This is a genomic window from Pseudomonas sp. SF2, assembly GCF_036858055.1.
Classification (GTDB): Bacteria; Pseudomonadota; Gammaproteobacteria; order Pseudomonadales; family Pseudomonadaceae; genus Aquipseudomonas.
In genome coordinates this window covers 13,394-32,947 of sequence record NZ_JAMBDI010000002.1, presented here as the reverse complement: position 1 = coordinate 32,947, position 19,554 = coordinate 13,394, and the positions used below count along the sequence as shown (strand labels likewise).

16 protein-coding genes are annotated in these 19,554 nt (G+C 64.9%); 13 read left to right on the top strand and 3 right to left on the bottom strand.

Annotation, left to right across the window (positions count from 1 at the left end; translation table 11 throughout):
- Positions 1-212: 212 nt before the first annotated feature.
- From M2S36_RS00640 to M2S36_RS00630, 3 genes are all read left to right on the top strand, one after another.
- Positions 213-1,553 (top strand): MFS transporter, encoded by a 1,341-nt coding sequence (locus M2S36_RS00640; protein ID WP_333956498.1) that lies wholly within the window; start codon positions 213-215, stop codon positions 1,551-1,553.
- 103 nt (positions 1,554-1,656) lie between these two features.
- On the top strand, positions 1,657-2,910 hold the full coding sequence (locus M2S36_RS00635) for an OprD family porin (RefSeq protein ID WP_207830623.1): 1,254 nt from the start codon (positions 1,657-1,659) through the stop codon (positions 2,908-2,910).
- Between the two features lie 205 nt (positions 2,911-3,115).
- The gene (locus tag M2S36_RS00630) at positions 3,116-3,829 is read left to right on the top strand and encodes a GntR family transcriptional regulator (protein ID WP_333956497.1); all 714 of its coding nucleotides are present in this window, start codon (positions 3,116-3,118) and stop codon (positions 3,827-3,829) included.
- Positions 3,830-3,835: 6 nt separating this feature from the next.
- On the opposite strand, the gene M2S36_RS00625 is transcribed toward M2S36_RS00630, so the two are convergent.
- On the bottom strand, positions 3,836-4,786 hold the full coding sequence (locus tag M2S36_RS00625; RefSeq protein WP_333956496.1) for a PDR/VanB family oxidoreductase: 951 nt from the start codon (positions 4,784-4,786) through the stop codon (positions 3,836-3,838).
- 12 nt (positions 4,787-4,798) lie between these two features.
- Positions 4,799-5,866 carry an aromatic ring-hydroxylating oxygenase subunit alpha gene (locus M2S36_RS00620; RefSeq protein WP_207830615.1) on the bottom strand — a complete coding sequence of 356 codons (1,068 nt, stop codon included), beginning with the start codon at positions 5,864-5,866 and terminating at the stop codon, positions 4,799-4,801.
- Positions 5,867-6,076: 210 nt separating this feature from the next.
- On the opposite strand from M2S36_RS00620, the gene M2S36_RS00615 reads away from it, so the two are divergent.
- Genes M2S36_RS00615 through M2S36_RS00605 form a run of 3 tightly spaced genes read left to right on the top strand, consistent with a single transcriptional unit; the run spans position 6,077 to position 10,249 of the window.
- Positions 6,077-6,742, top strand: a complete 666-nt coding sequence (locus M2S36_RS00615) for an ABC transporter ATP-binding protein (protein WP_333956495.1) — start codon at positions 6,077-6,079, stop codon at positions 6,740-6,742.
- Positions 6,742-9,204 carry an ABC transporter permease gene (locus M2S36_RS00610; protein WP_333956493.1) on the top strand — a complete coding sequence of 821 codons (2,463 nt, stop codon included), beginning with the start codon at positions 6,742-6,744 and terminating at the stop codon, positions 9,202-9,204. The genes M2S36_RS00615 and M2S36_RS00610 overlap by 1 nt, the downstream gene beginning before the upstream one ends.
- Positions 9,194-10,249 carry a lipocalin-like domain-containing protein gene (locus tag M2S36_RS00605; protein WP_207830609.1) on the top strand — a complete coding sequence of 352 codons (1,056 nt, stop codon included), beginning with the start codon at positions 9,194-9,196 and terminating at the stop codon, positions 10,247-10,249. The genes M2S36_RS00610 and M2S36_RS00605 overlap by 11 nt, the downstream gene beginning before the upstream one ends.
- 52 nt (positions 10,250-10,301) lie before the next feature.
- On the opposite strand, the gene M2S36_RS00600 is transcribed toward M2S36_RS00605, so the two are convergent.
- Positions 10,302-11,048 (bottom strand): enoyl-CoA hydratase, encoded by a 747-nt coding sequence (locus tag M2S36_RS00600; protein ID WP_207830607.1) that lies wholly within the window; start codon positions 11,046-11,048, stop codon positions 10,302-10,304.
- Between the two features lie 102 nt (positions 11,049-11,150).
- Between M2S36_RS00600 and M2S36_RS00595 the strand changes: the two genes are divergently transcribed.
- The 7 genes from M2S36_RS00595 to M2S36_RS00565 all read left to right on the top strand — a co-directional run bounded on the left by M2S36_RS00595 (position 11,151) and on the right by M2S36_RS00565 (position 19,544).
- Positions 11,151-11,795 carry a TetR family transcriptional regulator C-terminal domain-containing protein gene (locus M2S36_RS00595; RefSeq protein WP_015270774.1) on the top strand — a complete coding sequence of 215 codons (645 nt, stop codon included), beginning with the start codon at positions 11,151-11,153 and terminating at the stop codon, positions 11,793-11,795.
- A 75-nt stretch (positions 11,796-11,870) separates the two neighbouring features.
- Entirely contained in the window at positions 11,871-12,587 is a 717-nt protein-coding gene (locus tag M2S36_RS00590) for a response regulator (RefSeq protein WP_012271826.1), read from the top strand.
- A complete protein-coding gene (locus M2S36_RS00585) occupies positions 12,584-13,360 on the top strand; it encodes a substrate-binding periplasmic protein (RefSeq protein ID WP_207830602.1) in 777 nt (258 codons plus the stop codon). Before M2S36_RS00590 ends, M2S36_RS00585 begins: the two co-directional genes overlap by 4 nt.
- On the top strand, positions 13,357-15,609 hold the full coding sequence (locus M2S36_RS00580) for an ATP-binding protein (protein ID WP_333956486.1): 2,253 nt from the start codon (positions 13,357-13,359) through the stop codon (positions 15,607-15,609). The genes M2S36_RS00585 and M2S36_RS00580 overlap by 4 nt, the downstream gene beginning before the upstream one ends.
- Before the next feature lie 217 nt (positions 15,610-15,826).
- Entirely contained in the window at positions 15,827-17,233 is a 1,407-nt protein-coding gene (locus tag M2S36_RS00575; protein ID WP_207830596.1) for an amino acid permease, read from the top strand.
- Between the two features lie 325 nt (positions 17,234-17,558).
- Positions 17,559-18,350, top strand: a complete 792-nt coding sequence (locus M2S36_RS00570) for an enoyl-CoA hydratase/isomerase family protein (RefSeq protein WP_207830593.1) — start codon at positions 17,559-17,561, stop codon at positions 18,348-18,350.
- A gap of 33 nt (positions 18,351-18,383) precedes the next feature.
- Positions 18,384-19,544 (top strand): acyl-CoA dehydrogenase family protein, encoded by a 1,161-nt coding sequence (locus M2S36_RS00565; protein WP_063914949.1) that lies wholly within the window; start codon positions 18,384-18,386, stop codon positions 19,542-19,544.
- Positions 19,545-19,554: the final 10 nt, after the last annotated feature.

The window sequence follows — 19,554 nt, the reverse complement described above, 5'->3', positions numbered from 1 at the left end:
ACGTTCTTGAGTTCACGATGATTGTTTATGGATCCATTATCTGGTTGATTAGCGCCTGACAACGGCCGGGAACCTCCGGCCGTATGCGACAACAATTACAAAAAGGGCCCAGTCATGAATGGCTTTTCAAGGGTGTGGAACCGCGAGGGTTCCTTGCGCTTTGCCTGCACGTGCGCATCTCTTCTCTCACCTGTGAACCGGCAGGTGAGCCCATGAATTCCAACCTCAAGCAACGCCTGGACGCCGACCCGATGGGGCGCTTCCAGTGCCTGGCCATTGGTATCTGCATCATTCTCAACATGATCGACGGCTTCGACGTATTGGTCATGGCCTTCACTGCTGCCTCGGTGTCTGCTGAGTGGAGCCTGAACGGGGCGCAGGTGGGGTTGCTGCTCAGCGCCGGTTTGTTCGGCATGGCGGCGGGGTCGCTGTTCATCGCGCCATGGGCCGATCGCCTTGGTCGTCGCCCGCTGATCCTGTTGTGCCTGGCGCTGTCCGGTATTGGCATGTTGCTCTCGTCGCTGAGCCAAAGCCCGCTGCAACTGGCAACATTGCGTGGACTGACCGGTTTGGGGATCGGCGGCATCCTGGCCAGTAGCAACGTGATTGCCAGCGAGTACGCCAGCAAGCGCTGGCGTGGCCTGGCGGTCAGCCTGCAGTCCACCGGCTATGCGCTGGGCGCGACCTTGGGCGGTTTGCTGGCAGTATGGCTACTGGGGCACTGGGGCTGGCGCTCGGTGTTCCTGTTCGGCGGCATCGTCACCGTCCTGGTGATTCCGCTGGTGCTGTTGTGGTTGCCGGAGTCATTGGACTTCCTGCTGGCACGCCGGCCAGCCAATGCCCTGGCGCGGGTCAACCGCCTGGCGGCGCGCCTCGGCCAGCCGACACTGGTGCAACTGCCAGCAATGGCGGCAAGGGAGCAGGGCGCAGCCAGCGGTTTCAAGCAGCTGCTGACACCGGTCATGCGCCGCATCACGCTGGTGATCTGGTTGTTGTTCTTCCTGGTCATGTTCGGCTTCTACTTCGTCATGAGTTGGACGCCGAAGCTGCTGGTGGCCGCTGGGCTTTCGGCCGAGCAGGGCATTACTGGCGGGGTACTGCTGAGCGTTGGGGGCATCCTTGGTGCGGCGCTGATCGGCGGCCTGGCCTCGCGCTGGCCACTGACCCGCGTGCTGGCGCTGTTCATGCTCATCACCGCAGCGCTGCTGGTGCTGTTCGTGGCCAATGGCGCCTCGGTCAGCGCGGCGTTGGTATTGGGGTTGTTGATCGGGCTGTTCTCCAACGGCTGCGTGGCCGGGTTGTATGCCTTGTCGCCCGTGGTCTATGGCGCTTCGGTGCGCGCCACTGGTGTGGGCTGGGGCATAGGCATCGGTCGCATGGGCGCGATCCTGTCGCCGACCGTGGCTGGTGTGCTGCTCGATGGCGGCTGGCAACCGTTGCACCTGTACGGGGTATTCGCCAGCGTGTTCGTGCTGGCCGCAGGTTGCCTGCTGTTGCTGCGGAGCGGAACAAGGCCGACGCCAGGCTTGGCTGGCGATGCACTGAGCCACTGAGTACTGCCCGGCCAGGTCGGGCACCTGAATGCAGCTTGTCTCCCTGTGCCCATGCCGGCACGGGGTGGTCGGCTGCGCCTACGAAAAGCGGAGAACAATAATAATGATGCACACGACTTGTACACTGAACCGTTCGGCCCTGGCGGTTTCGCTGGCGCTAGGCCTGGGGTTGCCGGCCTGGGCCGGGGAAGGGGGCTTCTTCGAGGATGCCAAGGCCGGGTTGACACTGCGCAACTACTATTTCAACCGTGATTTTCGCGACCCAGGGGCGGCCAAGAGCAAGGTTGAAGAATGGGCCCAAGGGTTCATCTTCAAGTTCAGTTCAGGCTACACCCCAGGATTGATCGGTTTGGGCCTGGACGGCATCGGCATGTTCGGCGCAAAGCTGGACAGTGGCCGCGGTACAAGCGGCTCCGAACTGCTGCCGGTGCATGATGAGGGGCGCGCGGCTGACGACTATGGGCGCGCCGGGTTGGCGGCGAAGCTGCGCATTTCGGCCACCGAGTTGAAGGTAGGTGAACTGCTGCCGGACATTCCATTGCTGCGCTACGACGATGGCCGTCTGTTGCCGCAGACCTTCCGCGGCGCAATGTTCGACTCACGCGAAATCGAAGGTCTGAGCTTGCAGGCTGGCCAGTACCGTGAGGTTAGCCTGCGCAACTCGTCGGACATGCAGGATCTTTCTGCCTGGGCTGCGCCAGGGGTGACTGCGGACGGTTTCAACTACGCCGGTGCCGAGTACCGTTTCAACCAGCAGCGTACGCTGATCGGCGTCTGGCATTCGCAACTGGAGGACATCTACCAGCAGAGCTACTTCAACCTGCTGCATAGTCAGCGAGTAGGGTATTGGACGCTGGGTGCCAACCTCGGTTACTTCATCGACCGGGACGATGGCCAGGCGCGCATCGGCGGTATCCAGAGCCGTACAGGCTACGCCTTGCTGTCTGCCGCGCGCAGTGGCCACACGTTGTACCTAGGGCTGCAGAAGGTGAGTGGTGATAGCCAGTGGATGTCGGTGTACGGCAGTAGCGGACGGACCTTGGGCAACGACATGTTCAACGGCAACTTCAGCAATGCTGACGAGCGCTCATGGCAAGTGCGTTACGACTACAACTTTGTCGCGTTGGGCGTGCCAGGCCTGCTGGCCATGGTGCGTTACGGGCACGGCGAGAACGCGACCACGGCGGCAGGCAGCAATGGCAAGGAGTGGGAGCGCGATACCGAGGTCAACTACACCTTCCAGAGCGGGACATTGAAGGACCTCAACATCCGGCTTAACAACGCGACCAACCGGCGTAGCTTCAATGGTGACTTTGATCAGACACGGTTGATCATCACCTATCCGCTGACGTTGTAAGCGCGTCGTATCCTTGAGGTTGCGGTGGGGGACAAAACCGGTCGCATGCTCCGCGTCGTCCACTTTGCGGCCAAACCCGCTCCTGTATCTAAAGCGCATGGCTTGAGGCGGGGGCGCTGTCATGCAACCCGTCAGCCCGAACAGGTCAGCAACAACCTCTCGGCTTGCGCTAAGATACCCGCTCATGTCTCTGGAAGTTGCCTGGATGAGCAAACCCGGTCAAATGGTGCTTGTCGCGTTGCGCAAGATGATCGCCTCGGGCGAGCTGGCGGCCGGCGAGCGCTTGATGGAAGTCCCCACCGCAGAATTGTTCGGTGTCTCACGCATGCCGGTGCGCATTGCGTTCCGTACCCTCGAGCAGGAAGGCTTGCTGGTACGCTTTGGTGGCCGAGGGTTCCAGGTGCGTTCTGTCAGCGCCGATGAGATCGCCGGAGCTGTCGAGGTGCGAGGCGTGCTGGAAGGATTGGCTGCGCGCCAGGCCGCCGAACGTGGCTTGTCCGCGCAAGCTTGCGCGGCCTTGCAACAATGCCTGGTTGATGGCGACCAGCTGTTCGACAAGGGCTTCGTGACCGAAGCAGACCTGCAGGCCTACCACGATCTCAACATGCGCTTTCACCAGGTGATCACCGAGGCCAGCCACAACCCGGCCATTGCCGTAGCACTGGCGCGTAACGATCACCTGCCGTTCGCTTCGGTCACCGCGCTGGCTGTGGACCGCCATAACCTGGCCCGCGAATACCGGCGCTTCAACTTCGCCCACATGCAGCACCATGCGGTGTTCGATGCCTTGATCAACCGCCAGGGTGCCCGCGCCGAAGCGATCATGCGCGAGCATGCCAATGCCACCCTTCGTTACGCCGAGACCTTCGGCGGCACTGCTCCAGACCCAGGCATGAAGGTCATCCTGCCGACTTCGTGAGCCGGCTCAGATATCCAGCACCAGCAACGGCGTTTTCGACCGCGAGCAACAAGGCGTGAACTGATCGTTCAGGGCTTGCTCCTCCTCGGTGAGGAACATGTCGCGATGGTCGGGCGTACCCTGTAGCACACGGGTCAGGCAGGTACCGCAAATACCTTGCTCGCACGACATCGCGATCTCGATGCCGTTCTGTTCAAGCACCTGCACCACGGTCTGGTCGGCCGGCACCTCGAACACTTGACCGGTACTGTTGACCTGCACCGAGAAACTACCGTCGTTACTGGCATCCACTGGCGCAGCTGCAAAGTACTCGCGGTGCAGGTTGGCTTCCTGCCAGCCCAGCTCCTTGGCATTCTCGAGCACATGCTGCATGAAGCCACCTGGCCCGCACACATACAGGTGCATATCGCCCTGTGGGTTACCCAGCACTCGAGCAATGTCCAAAGCGGTTTCCGGCTGCTCGTCAAAATGCATGACCAGCCTATCGGCAAACGGCGCATTGCGAATACGCTCGACAAACGCCGCACGCTCGCTGGAGCGGGCGCAGTAGTGCAGTTCGAAATCATGGCCATTGTGGGACAACTGCTCGGCCATGCACAGGATCGGGGTAATGCCGATGCCTCCGGCAAACAGCAAACTGCGCCGTGCATCCTCGGCCAGCGGGAACAGGTTGCGCGGCGCGCTGATACGCAGCCGGGCACCGGCCTGCACCTGCTCGTGCAGGCTGCGTGACCCGCCCCGCGAGGCCGGGTCATTGAGCACGCCGATCAGGTAGCGGTGGCGCTCTTCGGGGTGATTGCACAGCGAATACTGGCGCACCAGCCCATCGGGCAGGTGCACATCGATGTGCGCGCCAGCGCTGAACGCCGGCAGCAGGCTGCCATCTGCCGCCGCCAGCTCGAAACTGCAGATACCCTGCGCTTCATCGTTACGGGATACCACTACGGCATCGATCATGTTGGCAGTTCCTCAGGCAGGGGTGGCGCTGGTAGCGATCAGTTGCGGCTGGGGTGCACGTTCTTTGGCGATGAGCCGCTCCAGCACCTTGCGCGACTGCACGCCGCCGGCATCAATGTTCAGCTTCAGAAGGTTGCGCTCGGGGTTGGCCAGCAGGTTCTGTTGCTGGCGTTCGAGCATCTCCAGGTCTTCGCTGAAAATCTTGCCCTGGCCCTCGCGAATGTTGTCTGTCAGGGTCTGGTCGTGTGTCGCGAAATTGCGCGCCATGCCCCAGAAGTACCAGATCGAGGTATCGCTTTCCGGGGTGATGAAGTCGACCACGATGCTCGACGCCTTGTGCTGCGCCTCGGCGTGGTAGCCACCTTTGCCAGCATGCGCCACGCCGACTTCGATCAGCACATGGCTGGGCGGGGTGAAACGGCAAATCTGCCAGCGGTCCACTGGCACATCGTCGGCCAGGCCGTTGCCGCGCAGGGCCATGCGCCAGAAGGGCGGGGCCATGATGTTTTCCATGTGTCGGGCGGTGACTACTTCGTCGCCGGTGACGGTGGTGACCGGTGGCGCCTCGTCGATTTCTTTCTGGCCGATGCTGGAGGCGTGCACGTAGGTTTCGTGGGTCAGGTCCATCAGGTTGTCGATCATCAGGCGGTAGTCGCAGCCGATGTGGAAAAGCCCACCTCCATAGGCCCACTCATCACTCACCGCCCACTCCAGGTGCGGGATCAGCGCCGGGTCGGCTTGCGCCTGATCGCCCGGCCAGACCCAGATGAAGCCATAGCGCTCGACTGCAGCAAAGGTCTTGTTGCAGGGGAAGCCCCGTACCCGCTGGCCCGGCATCGACACGGTCTTGCCGTCGCAACCCATGACCAGGCCGTGGTAGCCACATACCAGATTGCCGTCCTCGACATAGCCCAGCGACAACGGCGCGCCGCGGTGCGGACAGAAGTCCTCGACGGCCGCTACGCGGTTCTCGCGGCCACGGTAGAACACGATCTTCTCCCCGCAGATCTGTCGGCCCAGGGGCTTGGTGGCGATTTCGTCGGGGGTGCAGGCAACGTACCAAGTGTTCTTGGGGTACATGGGTAGGCTCTCCGGGGTTTTGTTTTTATTTAATGGATCCATTAGAGCCGTTGGAGTACGCATGGTCAATATAAAGAGCCCGTTATTTAAGGGTTTTGTGCGGTTATCGGATTATTAGTGGATCCATTTGTGGTGAGTATAGGTACTTTCATGCTCCAGCAGCGCTTGACCTGCTATTACTAAACAGACCTCACCCACCAAGGCCTCTCGATGCTGGTCATCGAAAACCTCTACAAATCATTCCCTACGCCCCAAGGCCCAATCCCGGTTTTGCAGGGCGTCGACCTGCGCCTGGCCCGCGGCAGCAGCCTGGCGCTGATGGGGGAGTCGGGCAGCGGCAAGAGCACCTTGCTGCACCTGGTGGCCGGCCTGGACCGTGCCGACAGTGGCCGCATCCTGATCGACGACGCACCGCTCGACAGCCGTTCCGAGGCGTCGCTGGCGCTGTGGCGGCGGGAGGGCATTGGCCTGGTGTTCCAGCAGTACAACCTGATCAGCAGCCTGGACGTGGGGGCAAACCTTGCGTTCCAGGCCCGGCTGGCCGGTCGGCATGATCCCCTTTGGCTGGCCTACCTGGCGCAGCGCCTGGGTTTGGCGGATTTGCTGGCGCGTTACCCGGAGCAACTGTCTGGCGGCCAGCATCAGCGGGTCGCCATCGGCCGCGCCCTGGCCGGGCGCCCGGCCTGGTTGCTGGCCGACGAACCCACCGGCAGCCTCGACGAAGCCAGCAGCGATGAAGTGCTGAGCCTGCTGTTGCAACTGGTCGCCGAGGCGGGCAGTGGGGTGCTGATGGTGACCCACAGCCCGCGGCTGGCGGCGCGCTTGCAGCAGCGTTGTTACCTGCAGGCCGGCCGTGTGCGGCCTGAGCAGGGCTGATGAGACTTCTATCGCTGGCCTTGTTGGCACTGCTCAGCCACTGGCGGCGCCATCGCGTGCAGTTTGTCAGCATCTTCACCGGCCTGTGGCTGGCCACGGCGCTGTGGACTGGCGTGCAGGCGCTGAACAGCCAGGCACGCAGCGACTATGCCCGGGCCAGCGCGGTGCTGGCCGGGCCGCTGCAGGCGCAACTGGTGCCACGCCGTGGCGAGCGCTTCGACCAGGCGCTGTATGTGCAGTTGCGCAGGCTGGGCTGGGCGGTAACGCCGGTACTGGAAGGGCGCTTGCGCTTGCCCGGGGAGCCGGGGCGCAGCGTGCGGTTGGTCGGCATCGAGCCGTTGAGCCTGCCGCCGGCCAGCAGCATCGCGGGTGTGCAGCCTCGAACGTTCGATCTGCAAGCCTTCATCGGCATGCCCGGGCAAGCCTGGGTTGGGCCAGACACCTTGCGTCAGCTGAATGCCGGCCCCGGGGCGTCAGTCCGTGGCAGTGAAGGGCAACTGCTGCCGCCGTTGGTTCTGCAACCAGCGCTGGCGCCGGGGGTGATCGTGGTCGATATCGGCCATGCCCAGGCGTTGCTGCACGCACCCGGGCAGTTGTCGCGCTTGCTGGTGGCCGCCACGCCGGGGCCGTTACCGGCGGATATCGCGCCTTACCTTGAGCTGCAACCCCAGCAGGATGATGGCGGTTTGCAGCGGCTGACCGACAGTTTCCACCTCAACCTGAGCGCCCTCGGCCTGCTGGCGTTCGTCGTCGGCCTGTTCATTGCCCATGCCGCAATCGGTTTGGCACTGGAACAGCGGCGCGGCCTGATCCGCAACCTGCGCGCCTGTGGCATCGGCCTGCAAACTCTGCTGTGCGCCTTGGTGCTGGAACTGGGGCTGTTCGCGGTGCTGGGCGGTCTGGCCGGCGTGGCCAGTGGTTACGGGCTGGCCGCGTGGTTGTTGCCCGATGTGGCCGCCAGCTTGCGTGGCCTGTATGGCGCTCAAGTCGCCGGGACGCTGAGCCTGCCCGCAGGGTGGTGGCTGATGGGCGTGCTGGTGAGCGTACTGGGGGCACTGCTGGCGGGCTTGGGCAGCGTAATGCGTGCGGCTCGGTTACCGTTGCTGGCGCTGGCGCAACCTCAGGCGTGGCGGTTGGCGCAGGGGCCGTGGTTGCGGCGTCAGGCCCTGGTGGCCGGCCTGTTGCTGTTGCTGGCACTGGGCTGTGGTGTGCTGGGCGACAGCTTGCCCAGCGCGTTCGGCCTGCTGGCAGGCTTGCTGTTGGCGGCGGCGCTGCTGCTGCCGGCCTTGCTCGACCGGGTGCTGGCCTGGTTGGCGCGCCGTTGCCGGCGGCCTTTGTCGCAATGGTTCGTCGCCGACAGCCGCCAGCAACTGCCGGCCCTGAGCCTGGCGTTGATGGCACTGTTGCTGGCGCTGGCCGCCAGTGTTGGCGTGGGCAGCATGACCGAGGGCTTTCGCAAGACCTTTGTCGGCTGGCTTGACCTGCGCCTGTCCGCCGACCTATATGTCAGCCCAAGGGACACCGCCCAGGGCTTGCAGATAGCCGAGTGGCTCGGGCAGCAGCCTCCAGTTGGTGTGGTGTTGCCCGGCTGGCGTGTGGAAACGCAGCTGCAGGGCTGGCCGGTGCAGGTCCAGGGCATCGTCGATGATCCCGTCTATCGCACACGCTGGCCATTGCTGGCGCAGCAAGAGCAGGCCTGGCAGCAACTGGCCAGTGGGCAGGCGGTGATGCTCAGTGAACAGCTGGCCAGGCGACTGAAGCTGCAACTGGGCGATCACCTGAGGCTGCCCGCAGACACTTCGCCAGCCCTGAGGGTTGTGGGGATCTACGCCGATTACGGCAACCCCAAAGGGCACATGCTGGTCAATGCCGACTGGCTGCGCGGGCACTGGCCACAGGCAACCCTGACCGGGTTGAGTGTCGATCTGGCGGTCGAGCAGGTGTCGGCGCTCAAGGCCGCCTTGCAACAGCGCTTTGCCCTGGATGATAGCCGCGTGGTCGAGCAGGCACGTCTCAAGCGCTGGTCGACCGACGTGTTCAACCGCACCTTCGCCGCCACCGCCGCGCTCAACAGCCTTACCCTTGGCGTGGCTGGTGTAGCACTGTTCATCAACCTGCTGACCCTGGGCCAGACCCGCCTGGGCCAGTTGGCACCGCTGTGGGCACTGGGCGTGCGGCGCACGCATCTGGTGTGGCTAAGCCTCGGGCAGACACTGCTGCTGAGCAGCCTTACCGTGCTGCTGGCGATCCCGCTGGGTATCCTGCTGGCCTGGTGCCTGGTCGCGGTGGTGAACGTGCAGGCATTCGGCTGGCGTTTGCCGCTCTACGTGTTCCCTGCGCAACTGCTGCACCTGGCCGTGCTGGGCATGCTTACCAGCCTGTTGGCCAGCGCCTGGCCACTGTGGCAGCTGGCGCGTCGCCAGCCGCGTGAACTGTTGAGGCCGTTTGCCGATGAAACGTAACGCCTGGCTGTTGCTGTGTGGGTTGCTGGGCGGCTGTGATCAGCCGGCCGAGCAAAGCTATGCCGGGCTCGGGCAGCAGGCGGGCGAATTCAGCCAGGTAAGCCGCGGCCATCGCCTGGAATTTCCGCGTGACCACGGTGCCCATGATGGCTTTCGCATCGAGTGGTGGTATGTCACCGCCAACCTCCAGGACGCCCAAGGGCGGGACTGGGGCGCGCAGTGGACGCTGTTTCGCTCGGCCCTGCGCCCCGGCCCCGAGACTGCCGGCTGGAACAGCCCGAACCTGTGGATGGGGCACGCGGCGCTGACCGGGCCGGGTGCTCATCAGTCTGCCGAAACCCTGGCGCGTGGGGGGATCGGCCAGGCGGGCGTGCAGGCCCGGCCGTTCCGGGCGTGGATCAATGACTGGTCGTTGCAGGGCAGCAGTGGCATCGAGGATCTGCAAATGGTTGCCGGTGGTGAAGGCTTTCGCTATGACCTGCAACTGCACAGTGATCGGCCCTTGGTGCTGCACGGGGATCAGGGTTACAGCGAGAAGTCCGGCAAGGGGCAGGCTTCGTACTATTACAGTCAACCGTTTTATCGGGTGAGCGGGGAAGTGCAGCGTGACGGCCAGTGCATCGCTGTCACCGGCCAGGCCTGGCTGGACCGGGAATGGAGCAGCCAGCCGCTGGCTGCCGGGCAGACGGGGTGGGACTGGTTTTCGCTGCACCTGGGCAGTGGTGCCAGGCTGATGCTGTTCCAGGTGCGCGAGGTGCAAGGGGAGGCCTATCGCGCCGGGACCTGGGTTGGCCCGCAGGGTGAGGTGGTGGCGCTGCAGGGGGCGCAGATCCAGTTGCAGGCGCTGGCCTGGGCCCGGCAGAAGAACGGCAAGCAAGTGCCGACGCGATGGCGGGTGCAGGTACCGGGGCATGGGGTGGATGTGCAGGTCGACGCGGTGGAGCCGCAGGCCTGGATGGAGACGCGGTTCCCGTATTGGGAGGGGCCGGTGCGCTTGAGCGGGAGTGCGGGTGGGCGTGGGTATCTGGAGATGACCGGCTATTAGCACCTCATAGCCCATCCATGACGCGCTCCCACAAGAGACAGCGCCAACCCAGTCAGTCCTTGATCAATCCCCGCAGCACCGCCCGCGCTTCTTCAGTGCGCAGGCACTCGATGAACAACCGGCTTTCCCGCGCCACTGTCGCCTCCAGTTCGGCCCGTTGGCTGTCCTTGAGCAGCCGCTTGCTGATGCGCAGCGCCGCCTGCGGGTAGCCTTGCAGCTGCCGCGCCAGGCGCCGGGCAGCCGCCAGGCACTGTTCCCCGTCTTCATGCAGTTCATTGGCCAGCCCCCAGGCCACCACCTGCTCGCCGTCGAGCAACTCGTTTGCCAGCAGCAGACGAGCCGCTCGGGCATGGCCTAGCAGGCGTGGCAGCAGCAGGCTGGAGCCAAACTCCGGGCACACGCCCAATGGCGCGAAAGGTATGCGCAGCTTGGTCGTACGGCTGACCAGCACCTGGTCGCAATGCAACAGCAAGGTGGCACCAATACCTATCGCCGCGCCACTGACCGCGGCAATCAGCGGCTTCTCCAGGCCCATCACCACCCGCATCAGGCGAAACACCGGGCTGTCCAGGTCGGCGGGCGGGTTGTCGAGGAAGTCGCGCAAGTCATTGCCGGCAGTAAAGCAGTGCGGCCCACCGGTGATGATGATGGCTTCGACATCAGGGTCTTCACCTGCCGCCAGCAGCAGGTCGCCCAGCTGTTGGTACATGGCAGTGTTCAAGGCGTTGAGCTTGTCGGGGCGGTTGAAGGCCAGGGTCAGCAGGCCCTGGTCCAGGTCACGTGTGATCAGGTCGTTCATGGCAGCCGCTTTTGTTGTTGTGGGCATCGGTGCCAAGGGTTTATCACGCAGTCCGGCTTGTTGTACAGTCGTTCAGTCCAGCCCCTAGCCCGAGAGCCGTCGATGAACCAGGAAGCCCGCTACCACCGCATGCTGCCGGAATTGCGCAAAGCCAACCTGGTCGAGGCGACCCTGGTATGCCTCAAGCGCCATGGCTTCCAGGGCGCGTCGATCCGCAAGATTTCGGCCGAGGCCGGGGTTTCGGTCGGGTTGATCAGCCATCACTACGCCGGCAAGGATGAACTGGTGGCCGAAGCCTACATGGCGGTCACCGGCCGGGTGATGGGCCTGCTGCGCGAGGCCATGGCCCAGGCCGCGCCCAATGCCCGCGAGCGGTTGTCGGCGTTTTTCCGCGCCTCGTTCTGCGCCGAGCTGCTCGACCCGCAATTGCTCGACGCCTGGCTGGCGTTCTGGGGCGCGGTGAAGACCGCCGATGCGATCAACCAGGTGCATGACCATTCCTATGGCGAATACCGCAATGAACTGAGCGGGCTGCTGGCCACGCTGGCTGGGGAGGAGGGCTGGCAGGGCTTCGATGCCGACCTCGCGGCCATCAGCCTGAGTGCCTTGCTCGACGGCCTGTGGCTGGAGTCGGGGCTCAACCCCGGTACCTTCACCCCCGAGCAGGGCGTGCTGATCTGCGAGGCCTGGGTCGATGGCCTGCAGGCCGGTGGCCGGCGCCGCTTCAGCCTGCCGGAGGGCTGTTGATCGCCTGTTCAGTAACGAGTACGCTGCTGTCGCGAGTGTGTAGAACAACACCAATAATAAAAGAGACGACACGCAATGACGCCTCGGGTATTGATCGTCGATGACGATCCGCTTATTCGTGACTTGCTGCAGGCCTATCTGTCCCAGGAAGGCTATGACGTGCACTGCGCCGACACCGCGGAAAAGGCCGAAGCCCTGCTCGGCAGCCAGGATGTCGACCTGGTGTTGCTGGACATCCGCCTGCCCGGCAAGGATGGACTCACCCTGACCCGCGAGCTGCGGGTACGTTCGGAGGTGGGCATCATCCTCATCACGGGGCGCAACGACGACATCGACCGCATCGTCGGCCTGGAGTGCGGCGCCGACGACTACGTGATCAAACCGCTCAACCCTCGCGAGCTGGTATCCCGTGCCAAGAACCTGATCCGCCGCGTGCGCCATGCCCGCGAGGTACACCCGGCGCCGGCCTGCGCGCAATCGCTGAAGCAGTTCGCCGACTGGGCGCTGGATACCGACCGCCGGCGCCTGATCGACGCCCGTGGCGGGCAAACCCTGCTGACCCATGGCGAGTTCCAACTGCTCAGTGTGTTCCTGCGCAATAGCGGCCACACCCTGAGCCGCGACCAGCTGATGGACCAGATCCGCAACCGCGAATGGGTGCCCAACGACCGCTCCATCGATGTGCTGGTCGGCCGCCTGCGGCGCAAGCTGCACGACGACCCGGCCGAGCCCCAGCTGATCATTACCATCCACGGCACCGGCTACCTGTTCACCGCCAGCGTGGCGGCATGACCCGCAGCGCCTGGGTGCTGGCCTTGGCATTGTTCGCCGTGCAAGCCAGCGCAGGGCAACCGGTGCGCTATTGCGACTACCCGGTGTACCCGCCGATTTCCTGGAGTGACGGCCACCAGGTGCGCGGCCTGGCACCCACCGTGGTGCGAGAGCTGTTCGGGCGCATGGGGCATGAGGTGCAGACCGTGGTGCTGGGCAACTGGAAGCGCTGCCTGATGGACGCCGCCGCCGGGCGGGTGGACGTGGTGCTGGCTTATAACAGCGACCAGCGTGACCAGCGCATGCGCTTTTCCACGGTGCCGGTGGTGCGCGAGGAAGTGGCGGTGTTCTACAACCGCCTGCGGCCGGTACAGTTCCAGCGCCTGGAGGACCTGGCGGGCTACCGCGGCGGCCTGCTGTACGGCGAAAGCTACGGCGCCGAGTTCGACCGTTTCGTCGCTCGCCACCAGAACATCGAACGGGTGTCGTCCAGCCAGCAGAACTTCGGCAAGCTGATCCGTGGGCGCATCGACTACGTGATCCAGGAGCGGCGCACCGGTCAGCTGTTCATCGAAAACCTCCCCGGGGCGCAGGACATCCGTGTATTGCCCACGGCCCTGAGCGTGGACTACCTGCGCGTTGCGGTATCACGGCTATCGCCCCTGAGCCAGCATATGGACGAAATCGACGCGCAGCTGCTGCGCATGAACCAGGCCGGCGAGATCGAGCGCTGGCTGGAGCAGAGCGAAGTGACCTACCGCGACATGGTCAACCTGCCGGCGGACACTCGATGATCCGCCTGCGCACCGATGGCCTGCTGCGCCGCCTGCTGCTGTTCATCCTGCTGTTCAGCCTGTGCTTCACCGTGCTGGCCAGCTCGGTGCAGCTGTACTTCGAATACCGTCGCGAAATGCGCGATATCGAGGCGCGCATGGCATTGATCCGCGCCGGCTACCTGGCCAGCCTGGAGCGCAGCCTGTGGGACCTGGACGAGGCACAGCTGGATACGCAACTGCGCGGCCTGGTGGACTTTTCCGATGTCGCCCGGGTGCGCCTGCTCAGCGACGACTTCCAGCTGCTGCGCGGTGCCGCCGAGCCCAAGGGGCCGCTGCGCATCGAACGCTTCCCTCTCGATTACCAGCCGCCCTCGGGGCCGGCCAGGCACCTGGGCGAGCTGGAAGTGAGCATCGACCTGGGCGCGGTGCACCGGCGGCTGTATGCCACGGGCCTTGCCAGCCTGCTGTGGATGGGCGTGTTCCTGTGTGGCCTGGCGGTGGCGTTGTCGGGGCTGTTCTACCGCCTGGTCACCCGTCACCTGCAAGTGATGGCCGAGTTCGCCCGGCGTATTGGCGCCGGCCAGTGGCAGGAACCGTTGCGCCTGGGGCGCCGCCCGTCGACGCGCCCGGACGAGATCGACACCGTGGCCAATGCCCTGGATGACATGCGCCGCGCCATCCTCAGCGATATCGAGCGCCGTGAGCGCGACCGCCTGGCGCTGCAGGACAAGCGCGACGAGCTGCAGGCCATGGTCGAGCGGCGCACCGCCAGCCTGGCCCGGGCCAAGGACGAGGCCGAAGCCGCCAACCTGGCCAAGTCACGCTTCCTGGCGACCATGAGCCATGAGCTGCGCACACCGCTCAACGGCATTCTCGGCATGGCCGAGCTGCTGCGCGGCGGCCGGCTGGAGGCGGCCGACCGCCTGCGCGTCGAGGCCTTGTACAAGGCCGGCGAAGGGCTGTTGGCGATTCTCAATGAAGTGCTGTATTTCGCCCGGCTCGAAGAGGGCGAGAGCCGCGCCGAGCTGGTCGGTTTCTCGCTACGCCAGTTGTGCCAGGAAGTGCTGGCGCTGCTCGAACCCATGGCCAGGGACAACGGCGACGCACTGCAGCTGGACATCGACGAGCAATTGGCCGAGTACCAGCACGGTGCCGAACAGTACCTGCGCCAGGTGCTCAGCAACCTGCTGGCCAATGCCATCAAGTTCACCGAACACGGCCAGGTGCGGCTTGCGGTGCAGGTACTGGCCAGTGACCAGGGCTCGCAGCGAGTGCGGGTGTCGGTCAGTGACAATGGCATCGGCATCGAGCCGGCGGTACAGGCCAGGGTCTTCGACCGCTTCGTCCAGGCCAGCGAGGCGGTGGCCCGGCGCTACGGCGGCACCGGCCTGGGCCTGGCGATCTGCAAGCACCTGGTGGAAAAGCTGGGGGGCTGCATTGGCCTGGACAGCGTGCAAGGGCAGGGCAGTTGCTTCTGGTTCGAGCTCGACATGGCCAGCGGGCAGCCAGTGCTGGCCAGTGCACCAGCCCCTTCGCCCCTGGCCAGCCTGGATATCCTGGTGGTCGAGGATGTGGCGTTGAACCGCGAGGTGGCCGGTGGGCTGCTGCTGCGCGATGGCCACCGGGTGAGCTTTGCCGAAGACGCCGGGCAGGCCCTGCTGGCCTGCGCACAGCGGCGCTTCGACCTGATCCTGCTCGACGTGCACCTGCCCGGCATGAGCGGGGTGGAACTGTGCCGGCAGATTCGTGCCACCCCCGGGCCGAACCGCCACAGCCGGATCCTGGCGCTGACGGCCGGCGTGCAACCGGGGCAAGTGCCGGGTTACCTGGCCGCCGGCATGCAGGGAGTGCTGGCCAAGCCCCTGCGGCTGGACAACCTGCGCCAGGCGCTGGCCGAAGCGGCGCCCACTGAAGTGGCTGGCGCCGACGCGACAATGGACTGGTCATTGCTGGACACTCACCGCTCGCTGCTGGGTGAACAGAAGCTGCAAGGCCTGTTGAAGGTGCTGCGCCAGTCGCTGGAGCAGCACGCCACGGCGTTGGCCGAGGCGCTGCCGGCCCAGGACTTTACCGAAGTGCTGCACCTGGCCCACCGGCTGGCCGGCAGTTGCGACTCCCTGGGCTTTTCTGGCCTGGCTGCGCTGCTCCGACGCCTTGAGGACGCTGCCCGGCAGCATGACGAACAGGCATTGAAAGCGCTCTGCGAGCCGTTGGCCACCGAGCTTGCCCAGGTCCGCGCCACCCTGGAACAGCTGATCCAGAGCTGACGTACAAAAAACTTACGACTTTTTACATCTTCGATCCGTTCGTACAACGGCACCTTACATCCGTTTCCAATAATCCATGGCAACCGTGTTGCACGCGGTCCATGAGGCTTATTGGAGACAAGAATAATGACATGCCGTAGCGCTCAGCCCCTCCTTCCTACCACCCCGCGCGGCACCCCCGCGTGGCCAGGCACCGGCCGCCAAGGCGAGGTGCGCCATGACTGACATCCGCGAAAAGATCCAGCTCACCCGCGCGCTGAAAAGCCGGCACATCTTCATGCTGTCGCTGGGCGGGGTGATCGGCACCGGGCTGTTCATGGGCTCGGGCGTGACCATCAACCAGGGCGGCCCGGTCGGCGCGATCCTGGCCTACCTGGTCGCAGGTTTGCTGATGTACCTGGTGATGGTCTGCCTGGGTGAGCTGTCGGTGCAGATGCCGGTGTCCGGCTCGTTCCAGGCTCACGCCACCCAGTTCATCGGCCCGGCCACCGGCTTCATGATCGGCTGGGTGTACTGGATGAGCTGGGCCACCACTGTGGGCCTGGAGTTCACTGCCGCCGGCATGCTGATGACCCGCTGGTTCCCGGAGGTGCCGATCTGGTACTGGTCGGCGCTGTTCGTGGTCGTGCTGTTCGGCCTCAACGCCCTGGCCACCCGCGCCTTTGGTGAGGCGGAGTACTGGTTTTCGGGGATCAAGGTGGCGACCATCCTCGGCTTCATCATCATCGGCGTGCTGGTGATTTTCGGCGCCATCCCGCTGAGCAGCGGGGCGCCGGCACCGATGCTGGACAACCTGGTGGGCGAGTCGCTTTTCCCCCATGGCCTGTCGGCGGTGTTCGCGGTGATGATGACCGTGGTCTATGCCTTCCAGGGCTGCGAAATCATGGGGGTGGCGGCCGGGGAGACCGAGCACCCGGAAAAGAGCATCCCACGGGCCGTGCGCAACGTGGTGTTCCGTGTGCTGATCTTCTACGTGCTGGCGATTGCCGTGCTTTCGGCCATCGTGCCGTTCGAGCAGGCCGGGTTGATGGAGAGCCCGTTCGTGCAGGTGTTCGACATGGTCGGCATTCCCTTTGCCGCCGACCTGATGAACTTCGTCATCCTCACTGCCATCCTCTCGGTGGGCAACTCCGGGCTGTATGCCTCCACACGCATCCTCTGGGCCATGTCCAAGAGCGGCATGGCGCCGAAAAGCCTGTCGCCGCTGAGCAAGCGTGGCGTGCCGTTGCGGGCGCTGAGCATCACCCTGTGCTTTGCGCTGATCTCGCTGATGACCAGTTTCATTGCTGCCGACACCCTGTTCATGGTGCTGATGGCGGTGAGCGGCATGTCTGGCACCGTGACCTGGATCGTTATCGCCCTGGCGCAATACCGCTTCCGCAAGGCCTACCTGCGTGACGGTGGGCAACTGCAGGACCTGAAGTACAGGGCGCCGCTGTACCCGCTGGTGCCACTGCTGTGCATCACCCTGTGCAGTTCGCTGTTCGTGTTCCTGGCGCTGGATGAAACCCAGCGGCCGTCGTTGTACTGGGGCTTTGGCTTCATTGCCCTGTGCTATGCGGCGTACTTCTTCGTCAACCGCCGTCGGCAGGGGGCTTTCGAGCCTAGCGCGCCGGGGGTTTGATGCCGTGGTTCGTTGGTTGTAAGTGTTCGTCGAAGCATTTTTATTGCCTGTGAGATCAAGCGCCGCCCGCGCGGCGCTTCGCGGGACAAGCCCGCTCCCACATTTGTTGCAACGTGNNATGTGGGAGCGGGCTTGTCCCGCGAAGCGCCGCGCGGGCGGCGCTCGATCTCACGGGCAACGAAAATGCCATGCCAAAAGAAAACCGCGTAACAGCAAAAACCGAGTTGTGCGAAGTTGTAACAGCCCATCCCGCCTTGTTGAACACTCGTTTAGTATCTCCCTCATCAAGCCCTCCCAAAACCATCACAACAACACCGAGGCCCCCATGACCACCCCGTCGTCACTGCTGAGCAAGGTCGAAGCCGGCGTTGCCTGGATCACCCTCAACCGCCCCGAGCAGCGCAACGCGCTGGACATCCCCACCCTCAAGCAACTGCACGCCCTGCTGGAAGCCTGCAACACCGACCCGGCCGTGCGCGTGGTGGTGCTGACCGGCAGCGGCCGCAGCTTCTGCGCCGGTGCCGACCTGGCCGAATGGGCCGCGGCCGAGGCCCAGGGCACCCTGGAAAGCTACGGCTGGACCGAAACTGCCCACACCCTGATGTTGCGCCTGCACAGCCTCGACAAGCCCACCATCGCTGCCATCAACGGCACCGCCGTGGGCGGTGGCATGGACCTCAGCCTGTGCTGCGACCTGCGCATCGCCGCGGCCTCGGCGCGCTTCAAGGCCGGTTACACCAGCATGGGCTACAGCCCCGATGCCGGCGCCAGCTGGCACCTGCCCCGACTGATCGGCAGCGAGCAGGCCAAGCGCCTGTTGTTCCTCGATGAGCTGTGGGGGGCCGAACGTGCCCTGGCGGCCGGGCTGGTCAGCGAAGTGTGCGCCGACGAGCAACTGCCCGCCGTGGCCGCCGAGCTGGCCGGGCGCCTGGCCAACGGCCCCACCTTCGCCTACGCGCAGACCAAGCGGCTGATCCGCGACGGCGCCCGGCGCACCCTGGCCGAGCAGCTTGAAGCAGAGCGCCAGGCCGGCCTGCTGTGCGGCCGCAGCCACGACGGTGCCGAGGCGCTGCAAGCCTCGGTGGAACGCCGCGCCCCCCGTTTCACCGGCCAGTAACCCGATAACCGACCCTCACCAGGACCTTCGCAGATGAATTTCCAACTGACCCAAGAACAAGAAATGTTGGTGGAAGCGGTACGCAGCTTTGTCGCCAAGGAGCTGCTGCCCCATGAGGAGGCGGTGGATCGCGCCGACGCCGTGTCGCCCGAACTGGCTGCGCAGATCCGCGGCAAGGCTATCGCCGCCGGGTTCTATGCCTTCAACATGCCCGAGGAAGTCGGCGGCGGTGGCCTGGACTACCTGTCACAGGCGCTGATCGAGCGCGAGCTGTCCAAAGTGTCCTGGGCCTTGCACGTGTTCGTTGCGCGGCCGTCGAAAATCCTCATGGCCTGCAAGGACGAGCAGGTCAACGACTACCTGTTGCCGTGCGTGCAGGGCGAAAAAATCGACTGCTTCGCCCTCACCGAGCCGGGCGCCGGCTCCGATGCCAACGCCATCAAGACCCGCGCCGTGCGCCAGGGTGACGACTTCGTCATCAACGGCAGCAAGCACTTCATCAGCCATGCCGGCCACGCCGATTTCGCCATCGTCTTTGCCGTCACCGATACCTACGAGCACAACGGGCGCAAGCGCAATGCGGTAACCGCCTTGCTGGTCGACCGTGGCACCCCGGGCATGACCATTCGCCGCGGCCCCAAGTGTGTGAGCAACCGTGGCTACCACACCTACGAGCTGTTCTTCGACGACTGCCGGGTACCGGCCAGCAAGGTGCTGGGCGAGGTCGGCAAGGGCTGGGAGGTGGCCAACGCCTGGCTCACCGCCGGCCGGGTGATGGTCGCCGCCAACTGCGTGGGCCAGGCCCAGCGTGCCCTCGACCTGTCGCTGCAATGGGCCGCCGATCGCAAGCAGTTCGGCCAGGCCATCGGTAGCTACCAGGGCGTGTCGTTCAAGCTGGCCGACATGGCCACGCAGATTCGCGCTGCGGAAATGCTCACCCTGCACACCGCCTGGAAGATGGACCAGGGCAGCATGACCGATGGCGAGGCCGGCATGGCCAAGCTGTTCGCCAGTGAGGTGCTGGGCAAGGTCGCCGACGAAGCCGTGCAGATCTTCGGCGGCATGGGCCTGATGGACGAAGGGCCGGTCGAGCGTATCTGGCGCAATGCACGCATCGAGCGCATCTGGGAGGGCACCTCGGAAATCCAGCGGCACATCATCGCCCGCGAACTGCTGCGCCCGCTGCTGCGCTGAGCGCCAGGAG

Excerpts from the sequence above, each read along its gene's own strand:
- M2S36_RS00640 (WP_333956498.1), top strand. The coding sequence starts at position 213 with ATGAATTCCAACCTCAAGCAACGCCTGGACGCCGACCCGATGGGGCGC.
- M2S36_RS00635 (WP_207830623.1), top strand. The coding sequence starts at position 1,657 with ATGATGCACACGACTTGTACACTGAACCGTTCGGCCCTGGCGGTTTCG.
- M2S36_RS00630 (WP_333956497.1), top strand. The coding sequence starts at position 3,116 with ATGAGCAAACCCGGTCAAATGGTGCTTGTCGCGTTGCGCAAGATGATC.
- M2S36_RS00625 (WP_333956496.1), bottom strand. The coding sequence starts at position 4,786 with ATGATCGATGCCGTAGTGGTATCCCGTAACGATGAAGCGCAGGGTATC.
- M2S36_RS00620 (WP_207830615.1), bottom strand. The coding sequence starts at position 5,866 with ATGTACCCCAAGAACACTTGGTACGTTGCCTGCACCCCCGACGAAATC.
- M2S36_RS00615 (WP_333956495.1), top strand. The coding sequence starts at position 6,077 with ATGCTGGTCATCGAAAACCTCTACAAATCATTCCCTACGCCCCAAGGC.
- M2S36_RS00610 (WP_333956493.1), top strand. The coding sequence starts at position 6,742 with ATGAGACTTCTATCGCTGGCCTTGTTGGCACTGCTCAGCCACTGGCGG.
- M2S36_RS00605 (WP_207830609.1), top strand. The coding sequence starts at position 9,194 with ATGAAACGTAACGCCTGGCTGTTGCTGTGTGGGTTGCTGGGCGGCTGT.
- M2S36_RS00600 (WP_207830607.1), bottom strand. The coding sequence starts at position 11,048 with ATGAACGACCTGATCACACGTGACCTGGACCAGGGCCTGCTGACCCTG.
- M2S36_RS00595 (WP_015270774.1), top strand. The coding sequence starts at position 11,151 with ATGAACCAGGAAGCCCGCTACCACCGCATGCTGCCGGAATTGCGCAAA.
- M2S36_RS00590 (WP_012271826.1), top strand. The coding sequence starts at position 11,871 with ATGACGCCTCGGGTATTGATCGTCGATGACGATCCGCTTATTCGTGAC.
- M2S36_RS00585 (WP_207830602.1), top strand. The coding sequence starts at position 12,584 with ATGACCCGCAGCGCCTGGGTGCTGGCCTTGGCATTGTTCGCCGTGCAA.
- M2S36_RS00580 (WP_333956486.1), top strand. The coding sequence starts at position 13,357 with ATGATCCGCCTGCGCACCGATGGCCTGCTGCGCCGCCTGCTGCTGTTC.
- M2S36_RS00575 (WP_207830596.1), top strand. The coding sequence starts at position 15,827 with ATGACTGACATCCGCGAAAAGATCCAGCTCACCCGCGCGCTGAAAAGC.
- M2S36_RS00570 (WP_207830593.1), top strand. The coding sequence starts at position 17,559 with ATGACCACCCCGTCGTCACTGCTGAGCAAGGTCGAAGCCGGCGTTGCC.
- M2S36_RS00565 (WP_063914949.1), top strand. The coding sequence starts at position 18,384 with ATGAATTTCCAACTGACCCAAGAACAAGAAATGTTGGTGGAAGCGGTA.